We start from the raw sequence: 22,051 nt of genomic DNA, 5'->3' as shown, positions 1-22,051 counted from the left end.
CCTCTGGAGCACCGTATGACCACGGCCGATCTGGTCTTCACCCGTGGCCCCGTCTTCACCGCCGATCCGGCCCGCACCCGGGCCTCCTCACTCGCCGTCACCGGCGACCGCATCACCGCGGTCGGGCACGACGAGGTCCACGAACTCATCGGTCCCGGCACCGAAGTCGTCGACCTCACGGGGAAGCTGCTGCTCCCCGGCTTCCAGGACGCCCATATCCACCCGGTGTTCGCCGGGGTGGAGCTGGCCCAGTGCGATCTGACCGGCACCGTCGGCGCCGCGGAGTACCTGACCCGGATCCGCGCCTATGCCGACGCCCGTCCGGAGCGGGCCTGGATCACCGGCGGCGGCTGGTCGCTGGAGAGCTTCGACGGCGGACTGCCCACCCGGCAGCTGCTCGACTCCGTGGTCCCCGACCGCCCGGTCCTGCTGGCGAACCGTGACCACCACGGCGCCTGGGCCAACACCCGGGCCCTCGAACTGGCCGGCATCACCGCCGCCACCCCCGATCCCCCGGACGGCCGCATCGAACGCGAGCCGGACGGCTCGCCCGCCGGGGTGCTCCAGGAGGGCGCACAGGCACTGGTCGCCCGGCTGGTGCCGCCGATCACCCCGGCGGACCGGCTGGCCGGGCTGCTGCGTTCGCAGCGACTGCTGCACTCCCTGGGTATCACCGGCTGGCAGGACGCCCTGCTCGGCGTGTTCAACGGCAACACCGATCCGTCGGACGCCTATCTGACCGCCGCCCGCGACGGCTCGCTCACCGCCCGGGTCACCGGTGCGATGTGGTGGGACCGCGAGCGCGGGGCCGAGCAGATCGACGAACTGGTCGCGAGGCGCGAGCGGCTCAGCCACGGACGGTTCCGGGCCGGCTCTGTGAAGATCATGCAGGACGGCATCGCGGAGAACTTCACCGCGGCGATGACCGCCCCGTACCTGGACGGCTGCGGCTGCGCCACCGCCAACAGCGGACTGAGCTTCGTCGAGCCGGACGCCCTGCGCGGCCATGTCACCCGGCTCGACGCCCTCGGCTTCCAGGTCCACTTCCACGCGCTCGGCGACCGGGCGGTCCGCGAGGCGCTCGACGCGGTGGAGGCCGCCGTCGAGGCCAACGGCCGTCGCGGTAACCGTCACCACCTGGCCCATCTCCAGGTGGTCCACCCCGACGACATCAGGCGCTTCGCCCGGCTCGGCGCCATCGCCAACATCCAGCCGCTGTGGGCCGCCCACGAGCCCCAGATGGACGAGCTGACCATCCCGTTCCTCGGTCCCGAACGTGCCGCCTGGCAGTACCCGTTCGGGGATCTGCTGCGGGCGGGCGCCACCCTCGCGGCGGGCAGCGACTGGCCGGTCAGCAGCGCGGACCCGGTCCAGGGCATCCATGTCGCGGTCAACCGGCGGGAGCCCGGTACCACGGACAGCCGGGTCTTCCTGCCCGAGCAGCGCCTCGACCCGGCCTCGGCGGTGGCCGCGTACACCGCGGGCAGCGCCCATGTGAACGGCCTGGACGACGCGGGCAGTCTGCTCCCCGGCAACCTGGCCGACCTGGTGGTCCTGGACCGCGACATCCTCACCGCGCCGCCGGAGGAGATCTCCGGGGCACGGGTGCTGCGGACGTACGTCGGGGGTGCGCTCGTCCACTCCGACTGAACGGGGCGCCTCAGCGCGCTCCGTACACCGGTTGCGGTGTCCCGGCGGCCGCGAGCAGTTCCGACGCGGCCGCCCCCGCCTCGGCCGGGGTCCAGCGGGCGCCCTTGTCGGCGGTGGGGCCGGGCCGCCAGCCCTCCATCACGGTGATCCGCCCGGCCTCGGCCTCGAAGACCCGGCCGCTGACCCCGGCGCACGCCTCCGATCCCAGCCAGACGACGAGCGGCGAGACGTTCTCCGGGGCCATCGCGTCGAACCCTCCCCCGGCCGGTGCCGCCATGGTCTCGGCGAAGGTCTCCTCGGTCATCCTGGTCCGGGCGGCCGGGGCGATCGCGTTGACCTGCACCCCGTAACGGCCCATCTCGGCGGCGGCCACCAGGGTCAGGGCGATGATCCCGGCCTTGGCGGCGGAGTAGCTGCCCTGGCCCACGCTGCCCAGCAGCCCGGCCCCGGAACCGGTGTTGACGACCCTGGCCACCGGCACCCGCCCCGCCTTCGCCTCGGCGCGCCAGTGCGCCGCCGCGTGCTTGAGCGGCAGGAAGTGGCCCCTGAGGTGGACGCGGGTCACCGCGTCCCAGTCGTCCTCCTCCAGGTTCACCAGCATCCGGTCGCGGAGGAACCCGGCGTTGTTGACCAGGGTGTCGAGGCGGCCGAAGGAGTCGAGGGCGGTCGCGACGAGCGAGGCCGCGCCTTCCGCGGTGGCTATGTCCCCGTAATGCGCGACGGCCTCGCCGCCGACCGCGCGGATCTCCTCGACGACCTGCTGGGCGGGGCCGTCGGCCGTACCGGAGCCGTCGGGGCCCACGCCGAGGTCGTTGACGACGACCTGCCCGCCCTCGGCGGCGAAGGCCAGGGCGTGGGCGCGGCCGAGTCCGCGGCCCGCGCCGGTGACGACGGCGACGCGACCGGCGCACAGGGCTGTCGATGAGGTCATGACGAGTGTCCTTTCGAGGGGCGACGAGCGGAGAACGGGGCGCCGGGAGCACCGGGTGGACCGACGCTCTCCCACGGCGTCCGTATCACTGCTACGTTGAATCTAACAAACGTTTGGTGGAAAGGTAGCTGATCTGCTCATGGGTGTCTCCACCTCCGCCCCCCAAGAGGGCGTCGCCGTCGTCACCGTGGACTTCCCTCCGGTCAACGCCCTGCCCGTACAGGGCTGGTACGACCTCGCCGCCGCCGTGCGCGCGGCCGGGGCGGACCCGGACGTCCGCTGCGTGGTGCTCACCGCGGAAGGCCGCGGGTTCAACGCGGGCGTGGACATCAAGGAGATGCAGCGCACGGACGGGCCGGAGGCGCTGATCGGCGCCAACCGGGGCTGCTTCGAGGCGTTCGCGGCGGTCTACGAGTGCGAGGTCCCCGTGGTCGCCGCCGTACACGGCTTCTGCCTCGGCGGCGGCATCGGCCTGGTGGGCAACGCGGACGCGATCGTGGCCAGTGACGACGCGACCTTCGGGCTGCCGGAGCTGGACCGGGGCGCGCTCGGCGCGGCCACGCACCTGGCCCGGCTGGTTCCGCAGCACCTGATGCGGACCCTCTACTACACCTCACGCACCGTCACGGCCCAGGAGCTGCACGGGCACGGCTCGGTGTGGAGCGTCGTCCCGCGCGCCGAACTGCCCCGGGCCGCCGGGGAGCTGGCCCGGGAGATCGCGGCCAAGGACGGGTACCTGATCCGGCTCGCCAAGGCGGCCATCAACGGCATCGACCCGGTCGACGTACGCCGCAGCTACCGCTTCGAGCAGGGCTTCACCTTCGAGGCCAACCTCAGTGGCGTCGCCGACCGCGTGCGCGACACCTTCGGCACGGACAAGGAGCAGCAGACGTGACACAGGACAAGACGATGACGGCCGACGACGTCGTCGGCCGGCTGGAGAGCGGGATGACGGTCGGCATCGGCGGCTGGGGTTCGCGCCGCAAGCCGATGGCCCTGGTCAGGGCGGTACTGCGGTCCGACGTCACCGATCTGACCGTGGTGTCGTACGGCGGGCCCGACGTCGGGCTGCTCGCCGCCGCGGGAAGGATCCGCAAGCTGGTCGCGGCGTTCGGGACGCTCGACTCGATACCGCTGGAGCCGCACTTCACGGCCGCCCGGCAGCGCGGCGCGTTCGAGATGGTCGAGCTCGACGAGGCGATGATGATGTGGGGGCTGACGGCGGGCGCGCAGCGGCTGCCGTTCATGCCGGTGCGGGCCGGTCTGGGCTCCGATCTGATGAAGGTCAACCCGGCTCTGCGTACGGTCACTTCGCCGTACGAGGACGGCGAGAAGCTGGTCGCGGCGCCTGCCCTGCGACTGGACGCCGCCCTGGTTCACCTCAACCGGGCGGACGTGCACGGCAACGGCCAGTATCTGGGCCCCGATCCGTACTTCGACGACCTGTTCTGCGAGGCCGCGGACCACAGTTACGTCTCCTGTGAGCGGATCGTGGAGACGGCGGATCTGCTCAAGGAGCACGGGCCGCAGACACTGCTGGTCAAGCGGCTGTTCGTGGACGGGGTCGTCGAGACGCCGAACGGCGCGCACTTCACCTCCTGCGTGCCCGACCACGACCGGGACGAGAGCTTCCAGCGCGCCTATGTCCGGGCCGCCCGCGACCCCGAGGGCTGGCCCGCCTTCGTCGAACGGTTCCTGTCGGGGGACGAGGCCGCCTACCAGGCCGCCGTCACCGCGTTCCACCAGGAGGAAGCATGAGCGGCACCGAGTCCACCGGCATCGCGGCGGCGACCCGTGCGGAGTACTGCGTGGTGGCGTGCGCCGAGGCGTGGCGGGACGCGGGCGAGATCCTCGCCAGCCCGATGGGCACCGTCCCGGCCATCGGGGCGCGGCTGGCCAGGCTGACCTTCTCGCCCGATCTGCTGCTGACCGACGGGGAGGCCCTGCTGACGGGCGACACCCCCGCGCTGGGGGCGCGGGCCGCGAGCATCGAGGGCTGGCTGCCGTTCCGCCAGCACCTGACGCTCACCGCGACCGGCCGCCGGCACGTGATGATGGGCGCCAGCCAGATCGACCGGCACGGCAACCAGAACATCTCCTGCATCGGCGACTGGGCCAGGCCCGCGCGGCAGCTGCTCGGGGTGCGCGGCGCCCCGGTCAACACCCTCAACAATCCGACGAGTTACTGGGTCCCTAAGCACTCGTCCCGGGTGTTCGTGGAGCACGTGGACATGGTCAGCGGGGTCGGGTACGAGCGGGCGGCGGCGGCCGGCCCGTCCGCGACCCGCTACCACCGCATCCCCGAGGTCGTCTCCAACCTGGGCGTCTTCGACTTCGAGACCCCCGACCGCACCATGCGGCTGCGCTCGCTGCACCCCGGGGTGAGCGTCGAGGACGTCACCGGGGCCACCGGTTTCGCCCTCACGGTCCCCGACCGGGTGCCGCTCACCCGTGACCCGTCGGAGGCGGAACTCCGGCTGATCCGGGAGGTCATCGACCCGAAGGGGCTGCGCGAGCGCGAGGTCCCGGCATGACCGGGCCCGCGCCGCTGCCGACCGCGCTCACCGAACTGACCGGGGTGCGGTATCCGCTCGTACAGACCGGGATGGGCTGGGTGGCCGGTCCCCGGCTGGTGTCCGCCTCCGCGAACGCGGGCGCGCTCGGCATCCTGGCCTCCGCGACGATGACCGTGGAGCAGCTCCGCGCGGCGGTCCGCGAGGTCAGGTCCCGTACGGACGCGCCGTTCGGCGTCAATCTGCGCGCGGACGCGGGGGACGCGGCCGAGCGGGTACGGATCGTGATCGAGGAGGGCGTGCGGGTGGCGTCGTTCGCGCTCGCCCCGTCGAAGGAGCTGATCGCGCGGCTCAAGGACGCGGGTGTCGTCGTCATCCCGTCCGTGGGTGCCAGGCGGCACGCGGAGAAGGTCGCCGCGTGGGGCGCCGACGCGGTGATGGTGCAGGGCGGCGAGGGCGGCGGCCACACCGGCGACGTGGCCACCACCGTGCTGCTCCCCCAGGTCGTGGACGCCGTGGACATCCCGGTCATCGCGGCGGGCGGCTTCCACGACGGCCGCGGCCTGGTGGCCGCGCTCGCCTACGGGGCGGCCGGGATCGGGATGGGCACCCGCTTCCTGCTCACCTCCGACAGCACCGTCCCGGCGGCGGTGAAGGCGAAGTACCTGGCCGCCACCGTCAAGGACGTCACGGTCACCGACCGGGTCGACGGAATGCCGCACCGCATGCTGCGCACGGAGATGGTCGACTCCCTTGAGCGTTCCGGCCGGGCCGCCGCACTGCTGGGGGCGGTACGGCACGCCTCCGCCTTCCGGAAGGAGACCGGTTCGAGCTGGCGCGGGCTGATCCGCGACGGACTGGCGATGAAGCACGGCAGGGAACTGGCCTGGAGCCAGGTGCTGCTGGCCGCCAACACGCCGATGCTGCTCAAGGCCTCGATGGTCGAGGGGCGCACCGATATCGGGGTGATGGCCTCGGGTCAGGTGGCGGGTCTGATCGAGGATCTGCCGTCCTGCGCGGAACTGGTCGGGCGGATCATGTCCGAGGCGCTGGCCGTGCTGAAGTCGCTGCCGGGGGCGGGGCGGAGTTCCTGACGTACACAAATAAAGGGCAGTGCGCCGGAAAAGTCTGCACCAGACCGGAATTATGGCTTCCATCACAGCGGTTACCGAGGTGCTCTGGTGAGATCACCGAATGCTCGGTCTCCTCCTTCGCCTCCTGCCCTTCTGGGTCCGCGAGCCCGTCTTCATCCTGGTCGGGTCCGTCTTCGGCGTACGCATCATGTATCTCGCCGCTCACGAACGGAACTGGACCGCGGCCGGCATCGGCACGGCCTTCCTCGTGTTCACCGCGGTTCGCGTCCACACCGTGGTCCGCGCACTGCGCGCCCGCCGGAACCCGGGCCGGCCGGACCAGCCGGACCCGGCGGACGGCACCGTGCCGCAACCGCTGCCGCAGCCGCGGCCCGGAGCCGTGCCCGCGACGCCGAAGAAGGAGCCCAACGCCTGGGGACAGGCATTCGCGGCCGTGGCCCTGTTCGGGGGGCTCGCGGCCGCGGTGTGGGTGGCTCCGCACATGACGGCGGCGGACGGCGACGGCAACACAGCCGCGCCCGCCTCCTGTTCGGGCGGCGAGGACGGGAAGCTGCCGAAGGCGTACGCCAGGACTCCGAAGGCCGTCACGGGTGACGAGCTGTGCGAGGCACTCAACCGTTCCGACCTGGCACAGCTCGTGGGAACGCCGGACGAGAGGGCGACCTCGGCCACCGGTACCAGCGGCACCTCGGCCCTGACCGACGGGAAGGTGGCCGAGCCCGAGGCCCGGGTCGAGTTCGACACGTACACCGTGAACCTCTCGGCCACGTACAACAAACTGTCGGTCGCCCAGTACGTGAAGATGATGAAGACCGGAGGTGAGTACAACAGGACGGACACGATTCTCGGCCGGCCCGCGGTCTTCTCCTCGGATCCCACCATGAGGTTCGAGATCAACCTCGGAAGCAAGGATTCCAGCGGGCCCGTCGAGGAAGGCCCGCTCGCCAGGACGCTGACCGTGGCTCTCGACAAGAAGGACGCGGGCGGCTACTACGACATCACCGTCTGGAGCCGGTCCGGAGCCCTCCCCGACGACGGCGTCCTCCTCAACATCGCCGAGGAGGTTCTTCCGACGGTCCCGGACCGGGCGGCCCGGTGAGTCACCCGGCCCGGCCGGGACGTATCAGAGGCGTTCGATGATGGTGACGTTGGCCTGGCCGCCGCCCTCGCACATGGTCTGCAGTCCGTAGCGCCCGCCGGTGCGCTCCAGTTCGTGCAGGAGGGTCGTCATCAGCTTGGTGCCGGTGGCGCCGAGCGGGTGACCGAGCGCGATGGCGCCGCCGTTGACGTTGACCCTGTCGGGGTCGGCGCCGGTCTCCTTCAGCCAGGCCAGGACGACCGGGGCGAACGCCTCGTTGATCTCGACGAGGTCGATGTCGTCGAGAGACATCCCGGCCTTCTTCAGGGCGTACGCCGTCGCCGGGATCGGTGCGGAGAGCATCCGGATCGGGTCCTCGCCGCGCACCGAGAGGTGGTGCACGCGGGCACGGGGGTTGAGGCCGTGCTCGGCGACGGCCCGTTCGGAGGCGATGAGCAGCGCGGAGGCGCCGTCGGAGACCTGCGAGGAGACGGCGGCGGTCAGCCTGCCGCCCTCGACGACCGGTTTGAGTCCTGCCATCTTCTCCAGCGAGGTGTCGCGGCGCGGCCCCTCGTCCACCCGGACGTCCCCGTAGGCGACGGTCTCGCGGTCGAAGCGGCCCTCGTCGATGGCGCGCAGGGCCCGCCGGTGCGAGCGCAGGGCGAACTCCTCCATGTCCTGGCGGCTGATGCCCCACTTCTCGGCGATGAGTTCGGCGCCGTGGAACTGGTTGACGGGTGCGTCGCCGTAGCGGGCGCGCCAGCCGACGGAGCCCGCGTACGGGCCGTCGGTCAGCCCGAGCGGCTCCGCGGCCTGGCGGCTGGCGAAGGCGATGGGGATCATCGACATGTTCTGGGTGCCGCCCGCCACGACCAGGTCCTGGGTGCCGGACAGCACGCCCTGGGCGGCGAAGTGGACGGCCTGCTGGGAGGAGCCGCACTGCCGGTCGACGGTGGTGCCGGGCACCTCCTCGGGGAGGCCCGCGGCGAGCCACGCGGTGCGGGCGATGTCGCCTGCCTGCGGGCCGACGGTGTCCAGGCAGCCGAAGACGACGTCCTCCACGGCCGCCGGGTCGACCCCGCTGCGCTCGATGAGCGCCTTGATGACGTGCGCCCCGAGGTCGGCGGGGTGGACGGCGGACAGCCCGCCCTTGCGGCGGCCGACCGGGGTTCGTACCGCGTCGACGATGTAGGCCTCGGCCATGACTGCTCCTTCGTGGGCGTGTTGATGGCGTGTCAGGTACGTGGGGTGATGCCTTCCAGGACCATGGACAGGTACTGGCGGGCGATCTCCTCCGGGGTGTGGGTACCGCCGGGGCGGTACCAGGAGGCGGCGACCCAGACGGTGTCGCGGACGAAGCGGTAGACGAGCCTGACGTCCAGGTCGCCGCGGAAGGCCCGCTCGGCCACCCCGCGTTCCAGGGTCCGCAGCCAGGCGTCCTCGAACTTCGCCCGGGAGTCGGTGAGGTAGGCGAATCGCGGCTGGGCGGAGAGCCGGCCGGACTCCTTCTGGTAGATGGCGACCGCCGGGCCGTGCCGGTCGATCTGCCGGAAGGACTGGGTGACGAGCGCCTCGATGGTCGCACCGGGTCCGAGTCCGGCGGCGAGAACGGTGCCGTAGCCCGCCCACAGTTCGTCCAGGAAGGCCGAGAGGATCTCGTCCAGCATCGACTCCTTGGAGTCGAAGTGGTAGTAGAGACTGCCCGCGAGCAGCCCCGCCTCGTCCGCGATCCGGCGGACGGTGGTGGCGTTGTAGCCGAGGGCGGCGAACACCTCGGCGGCGGTGGCCAGGAGTTCGGCGCGTCGTTCGGCGTTGGCGCTCCCGGCGATCGCGGTCACGCCCTCTGGCTGCTGACAGAGACGGTCTCCCCCGTCATGTACGAGGAGTAGCCGCTGGCCAGGAAGACGATGACGTTGGCGATCTCCCAGGGCTCGGCGTACCGGCCGAAGGCCTCCCGTTCGGTGAGTTCGGCCAGCAGCTCCGGGGTGGTGACCTTCACCAGGTGCGGGTGCATGGCCAGGCTGGGGGCGACGGCGTTGACGCGTACGCCGAAGCCGGCGGCCTCCAGGGCGGCGCACCGGGTGAGGGCCATCACGCCGGCCTTCGCGGCGGCGTAGTGGGCCTGGCCGCGCTGGGCGCGCCAGCCCACGACGGAGGCGTTGTTGACGACGACGCCGCCGCTGTCACGCTCCTTGAAGTGGCGCAGTGCGGCGCGGGTGCAGCGGAAGGTGCCGTTCAGAGTGACGTCGAGGACCTTCGACCACTGCTCGTCGGTCATCTCGACGAGGTCGGCGGTGCCGCCGAGTCCCGCGTTGTTGACGACGATGTCGAGGCCGTCGTGGCGCTCGGCGGCGAACGAGAACAGGGCGTCGACCTGCTCCTGGACCGTGACGTCGCAGGGCAGGGCGGCGACGTTCTCGTCGCCGAACTCCTCGGCCAGGGCGGTGGCGCTCTCCCCCAGCCGGCGGGCGTGGGCGTCACCGATGACGATCCGGGCGCCCTCCTCCAGGAACCTGCGGGCGGTGGCGCCGCCGATCCCGGCGCCCGCGGCGGCGGTGATCACGGCGGTGCGTCCGGCCAGAAGCGAGTGCCCCGCTACGTAGGGCGGCTGGGTGGTCACGGGCGACTCTCCTCCGGCAGGCCGATGACGCGCTCGGCGGTGACGGTGCGGAACTCCTCGACGCTGCTCATGCCGGTACGTTAATCTACCAAACACTTGTTAGGGAAGGAGGGGCCGATGTCCGCTGCCCATGACGAACCGGTGCGCTACGAGAAGCGGGGACCCGTCGCGACGGTGACCATGAACCGGCCCGACTACCGCAACGCGCAGAACTCCGCCATGACCTACGCCCTGGACCGGGCCTTCTACCGCGCCACCGACGACAGCGAGGTGAAGGCCGTCGTCCTGGCCGGAGCGGGCAGGCACTTCTCCGCCGGGCACGACATCGGCACCCCGGAGCGCGACGCCCATCTGCCCTTCGAACGCCGGGCGGGACTCTGGTGGGACCACTCGGACAAGGAGGGCGCGGAGAGCCGGTTCGCCCGGGAGTCCGAGGTGTATCTGGGGATGTGCCGCCGGTGGCGGGAGCTGCCCAAACCCGTCATCGCGTCCGTACAGGGCGCGTGTGTGGCGGGCGGACTGATGCTGGCCTGGGTCTGCGATCTGATCGTGGCCTCCGAGGACGCGTACTTCGCCGATCCGGTGGTCCGCATGGGCATCCCCGGTGTCGAGTACTTCGCGCATCCCTGGGTGATGCCGCCCCGGATCGCCAAGGAGTTCCTGTACACCGGCGACCGGATGAGCGCGCGGCGCGCGTACGAGGTCGGCATGGTCAACCGGGTCGTCCCCCGGGTGGAACTGCCCGAGCGGACACGAGAGTTGGCGCTGCGGATCGCGGAGATGCCGCGCCTGGGCCTCGCCCTGACCAAACGCGCCGTCAACCAGGCCGAGGATCTGCAGGGCATGCACACCGGCATGGACTCCGTGTTCGGCCTGCACCACCTGGCGCACGCCCACAACGCCGAGACCGCGGCCGACGCGCTGGGCGGCATGGACATCCGGGCGATGAAGAGGGCGGGTGCCTGATGGACCTCGAATTCGACGCGGCCGACGAGGAGTTCCGGACCGAGGTGCGCGACTGGCTGGCCGCCCACGTGCCGGCCGTCCCGCTGCCGTCCCTGGAGACCCGCGAGGGGTTCGCCGCCCACCGGGAGTGGGAGGCCACCCTGGCCGCCGACCGCTGGTCGGTGGTGTCCTGGCCGCAGGAGTTCGGCGGACGCGGCGGCTCACTGCTGCGCTGGCTGGTCTTCGAGGAGGAGTACTACGCCGCCGGGGCGCCCGGCCGGGTCAGCCAGAACGGCATCAGCCTGCTGGCCCCCACCCTCTTCGAGAACGGCACCGCAGAGCAGCGGGCCCGGATCCTGCCCCCGATGGCGAGCGGCGAGGTCATCTGGGCGCAGGCCTGGTCCGAGCCGGAGTCCGGCTCCGATCTGGCCTCGCTGCGCTCGACCGCCGTACGCACCGACGGCGGCTGGCTGCTCAGCGGCCAGAAGACCTGGTCCTCGCGGGCCGCCTTCGCGGACCGCGCCTTCGGCCTGTTCCGCAGCGACCCGGAGGCGGACCGGCCGCACCGGGGACTGACGTATCTGATGTTCCCGCTGGACGCGGAGGGTGTCACCGTGCGGCCCATCGGGCGGCTCGACGGGAAGCCCGCCTTCGCGGAACTCTTCCTGGACGAGGTCTTCGTCCCCGACAGGGACGTGATCGGTGAGCCCGGACAGGGCTGGCGGGTCGCGATGAGCACCACCGGCAACGAACGCGGACTCACCCTGCGCAGTCCGGGCCGGTTCACGGCCGCCGCGGACCGGCTGACCGCGCTGTGGCGCGAACACGGCGATCCGGCCGACACGGCGCTGCGCGACCGGGTGGCCGACGCCGTGATCGGGGCCCGCGCCTACCGGCTGTTCTCCTACCGGGGCGCCTCCCACGTGCTGCACGAAGAGGGCGGGCCCGCCCAGGCCGCCTCCAGCCTCAACAAGATCTACTGGTCCGAACTGGACATCGCCCTGCACGAGACGGCCCTCGACCTGCTCGGCCCGTACGGCGAACTCGCGGACCACGCGGGCGAATCGCCCGCCGCCGGGGCCTGGGCCGAGGGCTACACCTTTTCCCTGGCCGGTCCCGTGTACGCGGGCACCAACGAGATCCAGCGCGACATCATCGCCGAGCGGCTGCTCGGCCTGCCGAAGGGACGCCGGTGATGCGCTTCTTCCCCGACGCCGAGCAGCGGGAGTTCGCCCGCTCGCTCGACGCCCTGCTCACCGCCGGCGACACCCCGGCCGTGATCCGGTCCTGGGCCACGGGCGACCACGCCCCGGGGCGGGCGCTCTGGACACGGCTGGCCGAGGCCGGGGTGTTCGCGCTCGCGGTCCCGAAGGAGCACGACGGGTTCGGCCCGCTGCCGGTCGAACTCGCCGTCGCCTTCGAGGCGCTGGGGCGCCACGCGGTTCCCGGACCGCTGGTCGAGACGGTGGCCGCGGCGGCGCTGCTGGACCGGCTCGGGGACCCGGACACGGCCGCCGCCCGGCTGCCCGCCATCGCCTCCGGCACGTCCCTCGTCTCGCTCTGCCTGACCTCCCTCGGCCCGTACGCCCTGGACGCGGACGCGGCCGACGCGGTGTTCGTGGTGGACGGCGACACCCTGCGCCTCACCGCCGGTCCCGGTCCCGTGCAGCCGTCGGCCGATCCGGCGCGGCGGCTGTCGCGGCCGTCCGGGGGCGCGGTCGTCGCCCGGGGTCCCGAGGTGACCGCCGCGGCGCGGTACGCGGCCGATGTCGCCGCGCTCGCCGCGGCGGCCCAGGCGCTCGGGGTCGGCCGCGCCCTGCTCACCCGTACCGTCGCCTACGTCACCCAGCGCACCCAGTTCGGGGTGGCGATCGGCTCCTTCCAGGCGGTCAAGCACCGGCTGGCGGACACCCTGCTGGCCCTGGAGTTCACCGAGCCGCTGGTGCACGGCGCCGCCCTCGCGCTCGCCGCCGGGGACGACGGGGCGGGGCGCGATATCGCCGCGGCCAAGGTCACCGCGGGCGAGGCCGCGTACCGGGCGGCGCGCACCGCCCTCCAACTGCACGGTGCGGTGGGGTACACCGACGAGCTCGACCTGTCGCTGTGGATCCGCAAGGCCCGTCCGCTGCGGGACGCCTGGGGCACCCCGGCCGCGTGCCGGGCGCGGGTCCTGGCCGGCTGACCGCACACGCGGGAGAGCGGCCGGACGGGCCGGCGACCCGCTGGAACCGTCGGACAGGATCAGGCAGGACCGGACGGGAAGGGCCTCACATCATGGACACCGAAAGCCCGCTGGACTTCACCGGGCGCGTGGTGCTGGTCACCGGCGGCACCAAGGGCATCGGGGCCGCCATCGCCTCAGCCTTCCTCCGGACCGGGGCGGACGTGGTCGTCTGCGGCCGCACCACCCCGGACACCCTGCCCCGCGCCGGGGACCGGGAGGCCGTCTTCCGCGCCGCCGACGTCCGCGATCCGGCGGCGGCGGCCTCCCTGGTGGACAGCGCGGTGGAGCGCTTCGGCCGGCTCGACGTGCTCGTGAACAACGCGGGCGGCTCGCCCGACGCCGACGCGGCCACCGTCTCACCGCGCTTCGTCGAGAAGGTCGTCGCGCTCAATCTGCTCGCGCCCTTCTACGTGGCGCAGGCGGCCAACCGCGTCATGCGGGACCGGGCCGGCGGCGGTTCGATCGTCAACATCGGCAGCGTCTCCGCCCATCACCCGCAGCCCGGCACCGCCGCCTACACCGCCGCCAAGGCCGGGCTCCTGGCACTCACCAGGGCGCTGGCCCTGGAGTGGGCACCGGCGGTCCGGGTCAACCACATCACCACCGGGCTGATCCGCACGCCGGGCGCGGCCGAGGTCTACGGCGCGGACGGCGGCGCCTCGGTGGCGGGCGTCATCCCGATGGGCCGGATGGCCGTACCCGAGGACGTCGCCCAGGCCTGCCTGTACCTCGCGAGCGAACTGTCCGGATACGTCAACGGGGCGGATCTGGCGGTGCACGGCGGCGGGGAGTTCCCGGCCCGCTACCTCGCCGCGAAGGCGGCCGGCGAACCGGGGTGAGGCCCGCGCCGCGGGACCGCACCGGCGCACGTGACGCAGACCATCCTCTGTGTCCGCGATCCGTGGGTAGGTCTCCGGTACGGTGTCGAACGCTTCGGGCCGGACAGTCCCTGGAAGGCCCGGAGCGGTTCGCCGCCGCAGAGTGACCACGGGACACCGACCGGTGCGCCCGTGCGACATCGCCCGTCCTGACGCCACGCGCCCGTGACACGACTGGGGAGTTTGATGTTCGAGAAGGTATTGGTCGCCAACCGTGGAGAGATCGCGATCCGCGCGTTCCGCGCCGCGTTCGAACTCGGGATCTCCACGGTGGCGGTGTACCCCCACGAGGACCGCAACTCACTGCACCGGGCCAAGGCGGACGAGGCCTACCGGATCGGGGAGCCCGGCCATCCGGTGCGCGCCTACCTCTCGGTCGACGAGGTCATCAAGGCCGCCCGGAAGGCAGGCGCCGACGCGGTCTACCCCGGCTACGGCTTCCTGTCGGAGAACCCGGACCTCGCGGCCGCGTGCGCGGAGGCCGGCATCACGTTCGTCGGACCGCCCGCCTCCGTACTGAACCTGACGGGGAACAAGTCCCGCGCGGTCGCCGCCGCGCGGGAGGCCGGGGTGCCGGTGCTGAAGTCCTCCGAGCCCTCCGAGGACGTCGACGCGCTCGTCGCGGCAGCGGAGGACATCGGCTTCCCGGTCTTCGTCAAGGCCGTCGCGGGCGGCGGCGGACGCGGCATGCGCCGGGTCGCCACGGCGGGCGAACTGCGCGAGTCGATCGACGCGGCCATGCGCGAGGCGCGCTCCTCGTTCGGTGACGCGACGGTCTTCCTGGAGCAGGCGGTCATCAACCCCCGCCACATCGAGGTGCAGATCCTCGCCGACGCCGAGGGCAATGTCGTGCACCTGTACGAGCGGGACTGCTCGTTGCAGCGCCGCCACCAGAAGGTCGTCGAGATCGCGCCCGCCCCGAACCTCGACCCGGAGCTGCGGGACCGGATCTGCGCCGACGCCGTCGCCTTCGCCCACCACATCGGCTACGTCAACGCGGGCACGGTCGAGTTCCTCGTCGACGAGCGCGGCAACCACGTCTTCATCGAGATGAACCCGCGCATCCAGGTCGAGCACACCGTCACCGAGCAGGTCACCGGACGCGACCTGGTCATCGCCCAGCTGCGCATCGCGGCCGGCCTGACGCTGCCCGAACTGCACCTCTCCCAGGACGACATCACCCTCAACGGCACCGCGATGCAGTGCCGCATCACCACGGAGGACCCGGCCAACGGCTTCCGGCCGGACACCGGCACCATCTCCGCCTACCGCTCCCCCGGCGGGCCCGGAGTACGGCTGGACGGCGGCACCGTCCACACCGGCGCGGAGGTGTCCGCCCACTTCGACTCGATGCTCGTCAAGCTCACCTGCCACGGGCACGACTTCGCCAACGCGGCCCGCCGGGCACGCCGGGCCATCGCGGAATTCCGCATCCGGGGTGTGGCGACCAACCTGCCGTTCCTGGGCGCCGTACTGGACCAGCCCGACTTCCGGGCCGGGCGCATCACGACGAGCTTCATCGAGGAACACCCGGAGCTGATCCGGGCCCGCCCCTCGGCCGACCGGGGCAGCCGGATGCTCGGCTACCTGGCCGAGACCACCGTCAACCGGCCCTACGGCCCCCGCCCCTCCGTCATCGACCCGGCGGACAAGCTGCCGGCCCTGCCGACCGGGTCGCCGCCCGCCGGTTCCCGCCAGCGCCTGGCGGCCCTCGGCCCGGAGGCCTTCGCGGCCGAGCTGCGCGCCCGGCCCGCCGTCGCCGTCACCGACACCACGTTCCGGGACGCGCACCAGTCGCTGCTGGCCACCCGGGTGCGGACCCGCGATCTGCTGGCCGTCGCCCCGCACGTGGCCCGGACCGCCCCCGAGCTGCTGAGCCTCGAATGCTGGGGCGGCGCCACCTACGACGTGGCGCTGCGCTTCCTGGCCGAGGACCCGTGGGAACGGCTGGTGAAGATCCGGGAGGCCGTGCCCAACATCTGCACCCAGATGCTGCTGCGGGGCCGCAACACGGTCGGCTACACGCCCTACCCCACCGAGGTCACAGAGGCGTTCGTCGCCGAGGCCGCGACCGCCGGAATGGACATCTTCCGGATCTTCGACGCCCTCAACGACGTCTCCCAGATGCGCCCGGCCATCGACGCCGTGCGCGCCACCGGCACCTCGGTCGCGGAAGTGGCGCTCTGCTACACCGCGGACCTCTCGGACCCCGGCGAGACCCTGTACACCCTGGACTACTACCTGCGTCTCGCGGAGCAGATCGTGGACGCGGGCGCCCATGTCCTCGCCATCAAGGACATGGCCGGGCTGCTGCGTCCGCCCGCCGCCCGCACCCTGGTCACCGCGCTGCGCGAGCGGTTCGACCTGCCCGTCCATCTGCACACGCACGACACCCCCGGCGGGCAGCTGGCCACCCTCATCGCCGCCATCGACGCGGGCGTCGACGCGGTGGACGCTGCGGTCGCCTCCATGTCCGGTACGACCAGCCAGCCCTCGCTGTCCGCGCTGGTCGCCGCCACCGACCACACCGAACGGGCCACCGGCCTCTCGCTCCAGGCCGTCGGCGACCTGGAGCCCTACTGGGAGGCGACCCGCAAGGTCTACGCCCCCTTCGAGTCCGGTCTCGCCTCGCCCACCGGCCGGATCTACCATCACGAGATCCCCGGCGGGCAGCTTTCCAACCTGCGCCAGCAGGCCATCGCCCTCGGTCTGGGCGACCGCTTCGAACTCATCGAGGACTGCTACGCCGCGGCCGACCGGATGCTCGGGCGGCTGGTGAAGGTGACGCCGTCGTCCAAGGTGGTGGGCGATCTGGCGCTGCATCTGGTGGGCGCGGGCGTCGAGGCGGCCGACTTCGAGTCCGACCCCGGCAAGTTCGACGTACCGGACTCCGTGATCGGGTTCCTGCGCGGCGAGCTGGGCGACCCGCCCGGCGGCTGGCCCGAGCCGTTCCGCACCCGCGCGCTGAAGGGCCGCCCGGAGAAGGCGCAGCCGCCGCAGCTCTCCGACGAGGACCGCGAGGGGCTGGAGAAGTCGCCACGCGCGACCCTGAACCGGCTGCTCTTTCCCGGCCCGACCAAGGAGTTCGAGGCCCACCGCGAGGCGTACGGCGACACCTCCGTCCTGCCGACCCCGGACTTCCTGTACGGGCTGGAGACGGAGACCGAGCACACGGTCACGCTCGACCCGGGTGTCACCCTGCTGATCGAGCTGGAGGCCATCTCCGAGGCCGACGAGCGCGGCTTCCGCAGCGTGCTGGCCACCCTCAACGGGCAGTTGCGGCCGGTCTCGGTGCGGGACAGGTCCGTCGCCACCGAGGTCAAGGCCGCCGAGAAGGCGGACCGGGGCAACGCGGGCCATGTCGCGGCCCCGTTCGCCGGGGTCGTCACCCTCCAGGTGGAGGAGGGCGCCTCGGTCTCCGCGGGCCAGACGGTCGCCACCATCGAGGCCATGAAGATGGAGGCGTCGATCACCGCCCAGTCCGCCGGGGCGGTCCGGCGTCTCGCGATCGGCCGGGTCCAGCAGGTCGAGGCGGGCGATCTGCTCATCGAGATCGCCTGACGGACCCCCTGGAGGAGGCCCGCAGGGCGCCGGCCACCGGCCGCCGGAATCCGGCGGCCGGTGTGCTGCGGCCCGTGCGCTGTCACGCGTCGTCGTCGTTGACCCAGCTCATGAGCTTGCGGAGCTCACGGCCCGTGGTCTCCAGCAGGTGGTCGCTGTCGGCCTTCTTGTACTCGTTGTACTTAGGCAGACCGTTGTGGTACTCGGCCATCCAGTTCTTGGCGAAGGTGCCGTCCTGGATCTCGGCGAGGACCTTCTTCATCTCGGCCTTGGTCGCGTCGGTGATGATGCGCGGGCCGGTGACGTAGTCGCCCCACTCGGCGGTCTCCGAGATGGACCAGCGCATCTTCTCCAGGCCGCCCTCGTACATGAGGTCCACGATGAGCTTCAGCTCGTGCAGGCACTCGAAGTACGCGATCTCCGGCTGGTAACCCGCCTCGGTCAGCGTCTCGAAACCGGCCTTCACCAGCGCCGCCGTACCACCGGCCAGCACCGCCTGCTCACCGAACAGATCCGTCTCGGTCTCCTCGGTGAACGTGGTCCTGATGACGCCGGCGCGGGTGCCGCCGATGCCCTTGGCGTACGAGAGCGCCAGCTCCAGGCCCTTGCCCGTGGCGTCCTGCTCGACGGCCACGATGCACGGAACGCCGCGGCCCTCCTCGTACTGGCGGCGGACCAGGTGACCCGGGCCCTTCGGGGCGACCATGCAGACGTCGACGCCCGCCGGCGGCTTGATGAAGTCGAAGCGGATGTTCAGGCCGTGGCCGAAGAACAGCGCGTCGCCGTCCTTGAGGTTGTCCTTGACGGACTCCTCGTAGACCTGGGCCTGGATCGGGTCCGGAACCAGGATCATGATGACGTCGGCCTCGGCGGACGCCTCGGCGGGCGTCACCACGCGCAGGCCCTGCTCCTCGGCCTTGGCCTTGGACTTCGAGCCCTCGTGCAGACCGACACGGACGTCGACACCCGAGTCGCGCAGCGACAGCGCGTGGGCGTGGCCCTGGCTGCCGTAGCCGAGGACCGCGACCTTGCGGCCCTGGATGACGGACAGGTCGGCATCGGCGTCGTAGAACATCTCGGCAGGCATGGGGAGTTCTCCTTGGTTCCTGGAATATGAGGGTGTACGGACGGGAACAGCGGGGACGGCCGGGGGGTTACGCGCTCTGCGCGCGTACCGCGGTGGTGCCGGCGGCCGGGGTCAGGCGGATCGGCCGGGCCTCGCGCGCGGTGCGGTCGGCCAGCGCCCGGGAGCCCCTGCCGATCGCGATGGCGCCGGACTGGACGAGCTCCTTGATACCGAAGGCGGCGAGCACCCTGAGCATCGCGTCGAGCTTGTCGCCGGAGCCGGTCGCCTCAAGGGTGACGGCTTCGGGCGAGACGTCCACGGTTCTGGCCCGGAACAGTTCGGCGATCTGCACGATCTGGGCGCGCGAGGCGTTGTCGGCGCTCACCTTCACCAGGACCAGCTCGCGCTGGACGGCCGAGTCGGCCTCCAGCTCGACGATCTTCAGGACGTTGACCAGCTTGTTGAGCTGCTTGGTCACCTGCTCAAGGGCGAGTTCGTGATCGACCCGGACGACGATCGTGATGCGGGAGAGATCGGGGTGTTCCGTGGTGCCGACCGCGAGCGAGTCGATGTTGAAGCCGCGGCGCGAGAACAGTGCGGCGACCCGGGCGAGGATGCCGGGCGTGTTCTCGACCAGGACGGAGAGCGTGTGCTGGGACATGTCGGGAGGTCCTCTCAGTCGTCCGCGGAGTCGCCGAAGTCGGGGCGGACGTCGCGTGCGGCCATGATGTCGTCGTTGGAGGTGCCGGCGGGGACCATCGGCCACACCATCGCGTCCTCGTGGACGATGAAGTCCACTACGACGGGGCGGTCGTTGATCGAGTTGGCCTTGTCGATGATCGCGTCGAGCTCGTACGGGTTCTCGCAGCGCAGGCCCACACAGCCCATCGCCTCCGAGAGCTGTACGAAGTCGGGCACCCGGGTGCCCTTCGCCGGGAGGCCGTCGGTGTCGGCGCCGGTGTGCAGCACGGTGTTGGAGTACCGCTGGTTGTAGAAGAGGGTCTGCCACTGGCGGACCATCCCGAGCGCGCCGTTGTTGATGATCGCGACCTTGATCGGGATGTTGTTGAGCGCGCAGGTGGTGAGCTCCTGATTGGTCATCTGGAAGCAGCCGTCACCGTCGATCGCCCAGACCGTGCGGTCCGGCATCCCGGCCTTGGCACCCATCGCCGCCGGGACCGCGTACCCCATCGTCCCGGCACCGCCCGAGTTGAACCAGGTGTCCGGTTCCTCGTGCGGGAGGAACTGCGCCGCCCACATCTGGTGCTGGCCCACGCCGGACGCGAACAGTGTTCCGGCCGGAGCGAGTTGACCGATCCGCTCGATGACCTGCTGCGGGGAGAGCAGCCCCGGGTCCGCGGGGAGCTCGTAGCCGCGCCGGTAGGTGGTCCGCCAGCGGTCCAGCTCGCGCCACCAGGCCGTGTAGTCGCCCGAGCGCCCCTCGTCCCGGTCGCCGCGCACGGCGACGGACAGGGCGTCGAGCACCTCGCGGGCGTCCCCGACGATCGGGACGTCCGCGAGCCGGTTCTTGCCGATCTCCGCCGGGTCGATGTCGGCGTGGACGACCTTGGCGTGCGGGGCGAAGCCGTCGAGTCTGCCGGTGACCCGGTCGTCGAACCGGGCCCCCAGGGCGACGATCAGGTCCGCCTTCTGCAGCGCGGCGACCGCGGCGACGTCACCGTGCATGCCGGGCATCCCGATGTGCTGTGGGTGGCTGCCGGGGAAGGCGCCAAGCGCCATCAGGGTGGTGACGACGGGGGCCCCGGTCAGCTCGGCCAGGGTGCGCAGCTCGGCGGTGGCGCGTGCCTTGAGGACCCCGCCGCCGACGTAGAGGACCGGCCGGCGCGCCTCGCCGATGAGCCGGGCGGCCTCGCGGATCTGCTTGGCGTGCGGCTTGGTGACCGGGCGGTAGCCGGGCAGTTCCAGCGCGGGCGGCCACTGGAAGGTGGTGGCCGCCTGGAGGGCGTCCTTGGTGATGTCGATGAGCACCGGTCCGGGGCGGCCGGTGGCGGCGATGTGGAAGGCCTCCGCGACGGTCCGCGGGATGTCGTCGGCGTCGGTGACCAGGAAGTTGTGCTTGGTGACCGGCATGGTGATGCCGACGATGTCCGCCTCCTGGAAGGCGTCCGTGCCGATCGATTTGGAGGGCACCTGTCCGGTGATCGCGACGAGCGGCACGGAGTCCATGTGCGCGTCGGCGATCGGGGTCACCAGGTTGGTGGCGCCCGGACCCGAGGTCGCCATGCACACCCCCACCTTGCCGGTGGCCTGTGCGTAGCCGGTGGCCGCGTGGCCCGCGCCCTGCTCGTGGCGGACCAGGACGTGACGGACCCGGGCCGAGTCCATCAGGGGGTCGTACGCGGGGAGGATGCAGCCGCCCGGGATGCCGAACACGGTGTCCGCGCCGACCTCTTCGAGAGAGCGGATGAGCGACTGGGCACCCGTCACGTGCTCGGCGCCGGTGTCCGGCTGCCCGGTGGGACGGGTCCGCACTTGCGGGAGGAGGGGCGCGGGGGCCTGCTGCACAGCGTTTGACATCGTCAGTTCCAAAAGGCCGTAGGGGTGTTGTCGAATCCGTTCCGGTGATCGGGGGCCGCGGCGGTGCCGGCCGGTGGTACGTGCCCGCCGCCGGGTGATCACCGCGTCGGGTGCACCCGGCGGACCGGGCGGGTCAGGGCGGGGCTCCCGCCGTCCGCAGGGCATCGCGGGCGTGGCGTACGACGTCGAGGCCGGAGAGCCTCTTGACGAACGGTCCCTCCACGCTCAGATCGCCGCGTACCGCCACCGCCGCCGCGTAGCCCCGGTCCACCGGGACGTCGAGCAGGGTCCAGCCGGACGGCGGGTACGGCCCCTCGGGGCGTCCGGAGCCGACGTAGTCGAGAGCGGGGTCGCGGCCCAGGCCCGTGCCGAGGCCCTTGAGGTAGGCCTCCTTGCGGGTCCACAGCCTGGCCAGCGCCCGAGGTCGCTCCGCCGGGCTGAGCGCGGCCAGTTCCGCCTGTTCGTCCACGTGCAGCATCGAGGCGAGTTCAGCGGTGCCCTCCTCGTCGCCCACCAGCTCCACGTCGACCCCTATGGGGGCCGCAGCGGTGCCGACGACGGCGAGGTCGCCTCGGTGGGACAGCGAGAAGAACAGCTGTTCTTCGGCGTCGAGCACGGTGGGCCGGCCGTGCGGTCCGCCGCAGCAGGGACAGGTGTCCCGGCCGAGGTGGACGTCCTCCGGGCGCAGGCTCAGGTACGAGCCCAGCAGCCGGCGGAGGGCGACGTGCGCGGCCGTGAACCGGGTGCGGTCGACGGCGTGCATGAGGCCGGCGGCTCGTTGACGCTCGGTCGCGTCGAGTACCTGTTCGTCCAGGATGCCGAGGGGGACATCCGAGACCCTCAGGAGCCAGAGGTCGAGTGAGCCGGGGGGTGGGAGCTCACGTACGACCCTCGGCAGGGTGTGTTCCACGGGGTCTCTCCTGTTCTTACGGGAGTGAGACAGGCGAGCCGGG

General features: G+C 72.1%; 19 protein-coding genes. 11 read left to right on the top strand and 8 right to left on the bottom strand.

The genetic code is table 11. The features are described 5' to 3' along the window. The first annotated feature begins 15 nt into the window (after positions 1–15). A complete protein-coding gene (locus tag ACFVQ0_RS23260; RefSeq protein WP_390090928.1) occupies positions 16–1,650 on the top strand; it encodes an amidohydrolase in 1,635 nt (544 codons plus the stop codon). Positions 1,651–1,660: 10 nt separating this feature from the next. Here ACFVQ0_RS23260 and ACFVQ0_RS23255 read toward each other — a convergent pair whose 3' ends face one another. Next, complete coding sequence (locus ACFVQ0_RS23255; RefSeq protein ID WP_390090926.1) at positions 1,661–2,581, bottom strand: SDR family oxidoreductase; 921 nt, start codon at positions 2,579–2,581, stop codon at positions 1,661–1,663. 139 nt (positions 2,582–2,720) lie between these two features. Here ACFVQ0_RS23255 and ACFVQ0_RS23250 point away from each other — a divergent pair, with 139 nt between their 5' ends. The 5 genes from ACFVQ0_RS23250 (at position 2,721) to ACFVQ0_RS23230 (ending at position 7,287) form a co-directional block, all read left to right on the top strand. Next, positions 2,721–3,476 carry an enoyl-CoA hydratase family protein gene (locus ACFVQ0_RS23250; RefSeq protein WP_390090924.1) on the top strand — a complete coding sequence of 252 codons (756 nt, stop codon included), beginning with the start codon at positions 2,721–2,723 and terminating at the stop codon, positions 3,474–3,476. 14 nt (positions 3,477–3,490) lie between these two features. Further along, positions 3,491–4,339 carry a CoA transferase subunit A gene (locus tag ACFVQ0_RS23245; protein ID WP_390091356.1) on the top strand — a complete coding sequence of 283 codons (849 nt, stop codon included), beginning with the start codon at positions 3,491–3,493 and terminating at the stop codon, positions 4,337–4,339. Next, on the top strand, positions 4,336–5,115 hold the full coding sequence (locus ACFVQ0_RS23240; protein ID WP_390090922.1) for a CoA-transferase subunit beta: 780 nt from the start codon (positions 4,336–4,338) through the stop codon (positions 5,113–5,115). Before ACFVQ0_RS23245 ends, ACFVQ0_RS23240 begins: the two co-directional genes overlap by 4 nt. Positions 5,116–5,129: 14 nt before the next feature. Then, a complete protein-coding gene (locus ACFVQ0_RS23235) occupies positions 5,130–6,188 on the top strand; it encodes an NAD(P)H-dependent flavin oxidoreductase (protein ID WP_390091355.1) in 1,059 nt (352 codons plus the stop codon). 100 nt (positions 6,189–6,288) lie between these two features. Next, positions 6,289–7,287 carry a DUF6215 domain-containing protein gene (locus tag ACFVQ0_RS23230; protein ID WP_390090921.1) on the top strand — a complete coding sequence of 333 codons (999 nt, stop codon included), beginning with the start codon at positions 6,289–6,291 and terminating at the stop codon, positions 7,285–7,287. A gap of 24 nt (positions 7,288–7,311) precedes the next feature. On the opposite strand, the gene ACFVQ0_RS23225 is transcribed toward ACFVQ0_RS23230, so the two are convergent. The 3 genes from ACFVQ0_RS23225 to ACFVQ0_RS23215 are packed head-to-tail and all read right to left on the bottom strand — an operon-like array spanning position 7,312 to position 9,886. Continuing rightward, entirely contained in the window at positions 7,312–8,469 is a 1,158-nt protein-coding gene (locus ACFVQ0_RS23225) for an acetyl-CoA C-acetyltransferase (protein WP_390090919.1), read from the bottom strand. A 32-nt stretch (positions 8,470–8,501) separates the two neighbouring features. Then, positions 8,502–9,104, bottom strand: coding sequence for a TetR/AcrR family transcriptional regulator (locus ACFVQ0_RS23220; protein WP_390090917.1), 603 nt, complete (start codon positions 9,102–9,104; stop codon positions 8,502–8,504). After that, a complete protein-coding gene (locus tag ACFVQ0_RS23215; RefSeq protein WP_390090915.1) occupies positions 9,101–9,886 on the bottom strand; it encodes an SDR family oxidoreductase in 786 nt (261 codons plus the stop codon). The genes ACFVQ0_RS23220 and ACFVQ0_RS23215 overlap by 4 nt, the downstream gene beginning before the upstream one ends. 117 nt (positions 9,887–10,003) lie before the next feature. Here ACFVQ0_RS23215 and ACFVQ0_RS23210 point away from each other — a divergent pair, with 117 nt between their 5' ends. The 5 genes from ACFVQ0_RS23210 to ACFVQ0_RS23190 all read left to right on the top strand — a co-directional run bounded on the left by ACFVQ0_RS23210 (position 10,004) and on the right by ACFVQ0_RS23190 (position 17,494). Beyond that, positions 10,004–10,852: an enoyl-CoA hydratase gene (locus ACFVQ0_RS23210; RefSeq protein ID WP_390090913.1), complete on the top strand. Its 849-nt coding sequence runs from the start codon at positions 10,004–10,006 to the stop codon at positions 10,850–10,852. After that, positions 10,852–12,027, top strand: a complete 1,176-nt coding sequence (locus ACFVQ0_RS23205; RefSeq protein ID WP_390090911.1) for an acyl-CoA dehydrogenase family protein — start codon at positions 10,852–10,854, stop codon at positions 12,025–12,027. The genes ACFVQ0_RS23210 and ACFVQ0_RS23205 overlap by 1 nt, the downstream gene beginning before the upstream one ends. Beyond that, positions 12,027–13,013: an acyl-CoA dehydrogenase family protein gene (locus tag ACFVQ0_RS23200; protein ID WP_390090909.1), complete on the top strand. Its 987-nt coding sequence runs from the start codon at positions 12,027–12,029 to the stop codon at positions 13,011–13,013. Before ACFVQ0_RS23205 ends, ACFVQ0_RS23200 begins: the two co-directional genes overlap by 1 nt. A 92-nt stretch (positions 13,014–13,105) precedes the next feature. After that, positions 13,106–13,894, top strand: coding sequence for an SDR family oxidoreductase (locus ACFVQ0_RS23195; protein ID WP_390090907.1), 789 nt, complete (start codon positions 13,106–13,108; stop codon positions 13,892–13,894). Positions 13,895–14,119: 225 nt separating this feature from the next. Then, entirely contained in the window at positions 14,120–17,494 is a 3,375-nt protein-coding gene (locus ACFVQ0_RS23190; protein ID WP_390090905.1) for a pyruvate carboxylase, read from the top strand. A gap of 82 nt (positions 17,495–17,576) precedes the next feature. Here the strand turns inward: ACFVQ0_RS23190 and ilvC are convergent, their stop codons facing one another. The 4 genes from ilvC to ACFVQ0_RS23170 all read right to left on the bottom strand — a co-directional run bounded on the left by ilvC (position 17,577) and on the right by ACFVQ0_RS23170 (position 22,008). Continuing rightward, entirely contained in the window at positions 17,577–18,581 is a 1,005-nt protein-coding gene (gene ilvC / locus ACFVQ0_RS23185) for a ketol-acid reductoisomerase (protein WP_390090903.1), read from the bottom strand. A 67-nt stretch (positions 18,582–18,648) separates the two neighbouring features. Further along, positions 18,649–19,221, bottom strand: coding sequence for an acetolactate synthase small subunit (gene ilvN / locus ACFVQ0_RS23180; protein ID WP_390090901.1), 573 nt, complete (start codon positions 19,219–19,221; stop codon positions 18,649–18,651). A 14-nt stretch (positions 19,222–19,235) separates the two neighbouring features. Beyond that, the gene (locus ACFVQ0_RS23175; RefSeq protein ID WP_390090899.1) at positions 19,236–21,098 is read right to left on the bottom strand and encodes an acetolactate synthase large subunit; all 1,863 of its coding nucleotides are present in this window, start codon (positions 21,096–21,098) and stop codon (positions 19,236–19,238) included. A 133-nt stretch (positions 21,099–21,231) separates the two neighbouring features. Continuing rightward, entirely contained in the window at positions 21,232–22,008 is a 777-nt protein-coding gene (locus ACFVQ0_RS23170) for a 4'-phosphopantetheinyl transferase family protein (RefSeq protein ID WP_390090897.1), read from the bottom strand. Positions 22,009–22,051: the final 43 nt, after the last annotated feature.

Origin of the sequence: Streptomyces sp. NPDC057900 (assembly GCF_042887885.1) — a bacterium.
Taxonomy (GTDB): domain Bacteria; phylum Actinomycetota; class Actinomycetes; order Streptomycetales; family Streptomycetaceae; genus Streptomyces.
This window is presented reverse-complemented; position numbering and strand designations above follow the sequence as displayed.

What these genes read in the sequence shown, in the direction of transcription:
- ACFVQ0_RS23260 (WP_390090928.1), top strand. Translation starts at nt 16, where the DNA reads ATGACCACGGCCGATCTGGTCTTCACCCGTGGCCCCGTCTTCACCGCC.
- ACFVQ0_RS23255 (WP_390090926.1), bottom strand. Translation starts at nt 2,581, where the DNA reads ATGACCTCATCGACAGCCCTGTGCGCCGGTCGCGTCGCCGTCGTCACC.
- ACFVQ0_RS23250 (WP_390090924.1), top strand. Translation starts at nt 2,721, where the DNA reads ATGGGTGTCTCCACCTCCGCCCCCCAAGAGGGCGTCGCCGTCGTCACC.
- ACFVQ0_RS23245 (WP_390091356.1), top strand. Translation starts at nt 3,491, where the DNA reads ATGACGGCCGACGACGTCGTCGGCCGGCTGGAGAGCGGGATGACGGTC.
- ACFVQ0_RS23240 (WP_390090922.1), top strand. Translation starts at nt 4,336, where the DNA reads ATGAGCGGCACCGAGTCCACCGGCATCGCGGCGGCGACCCGTGCGGAG.
- ACFVQ0_RS23230 (WP_390090921.1), top strand. Translation starts at nt 6,289, where the DNA reads ATGCTCGGTCTCCTCCTTCGCCTCCTGCCCTTCTGGGTCCGCGAGCCC.
- ACFVQ0_RS23225 (WP_390090919.1), bottom strand. Translation starts at nt 8,469, where the DNA reads ATGGCCGAGGCCTACATCGTCGACGCGGTACGAACCCCGGTCGGCCGC.
- ACFVQ0_RS23210 (WP_390090913.1), top strand. Translation starts at nt 10,004, where the DNA reads ATGTCCGCTGCCCATGACGAACCGGTGCGCTACGAGAAGCGGGGACCC.
- ACFVQ0_RS23205 (WP_390090911.1), top strand. Translation starts at nt 10,852, where the DNA reads ATGGACCTCGAATTCGACGCGGCCGACGAGGAGTTCCGGACCGAGGTG.
- ACFVQ0_RS23200 (WP_390090909.1), top strand. Translation starts at nt 12,027, where the DNA reads ATGCGCTTCTTCCCCGACGCCGAGCAGCGGGAGTTCGCCCGCTCGCTC.
- ACFVQ0_RS23195 (WP_390090907.1), top strand. Translation starts at nt 13,106, where the DNA reads ATGGACACCGAAAGCCCGCTGGACTTCACCGGGCGCGTGGTGCTGGTC.
- ACFVQ0_RS23190 (WP_390090905.1), top strand. Translation starts at nt 14,120, where the DNA reads ATGTTCGAGAAGGTATTGGTCGCCAACCGTGGAGAGATCGCGATCCGC.
- ilvC (WP_390090903.1), bottom strand. Translation starts at nt 18,581, where the DNA reads ATGCCTGCCGAGATGTTCTACGACGCCGATGCCGACCTGTCCGTCATC.
- ilvN (WP_390090901.1), bottom strand. Translation starts at nt 19,221, where the DNA reads ATGTCCCAGCACACGCTCTCCGTCCTGGTCGAGAACACGCCCGGCATC.
- ACFVQ0_RS23175 (WP_390090899.1), bottom strand. Translation starts at nt 21,098, where the DNA reads ATGTCAAACGCTGTGCAGCAGGCCCCCGCGCCCCTCCTCCCGCAAGTG.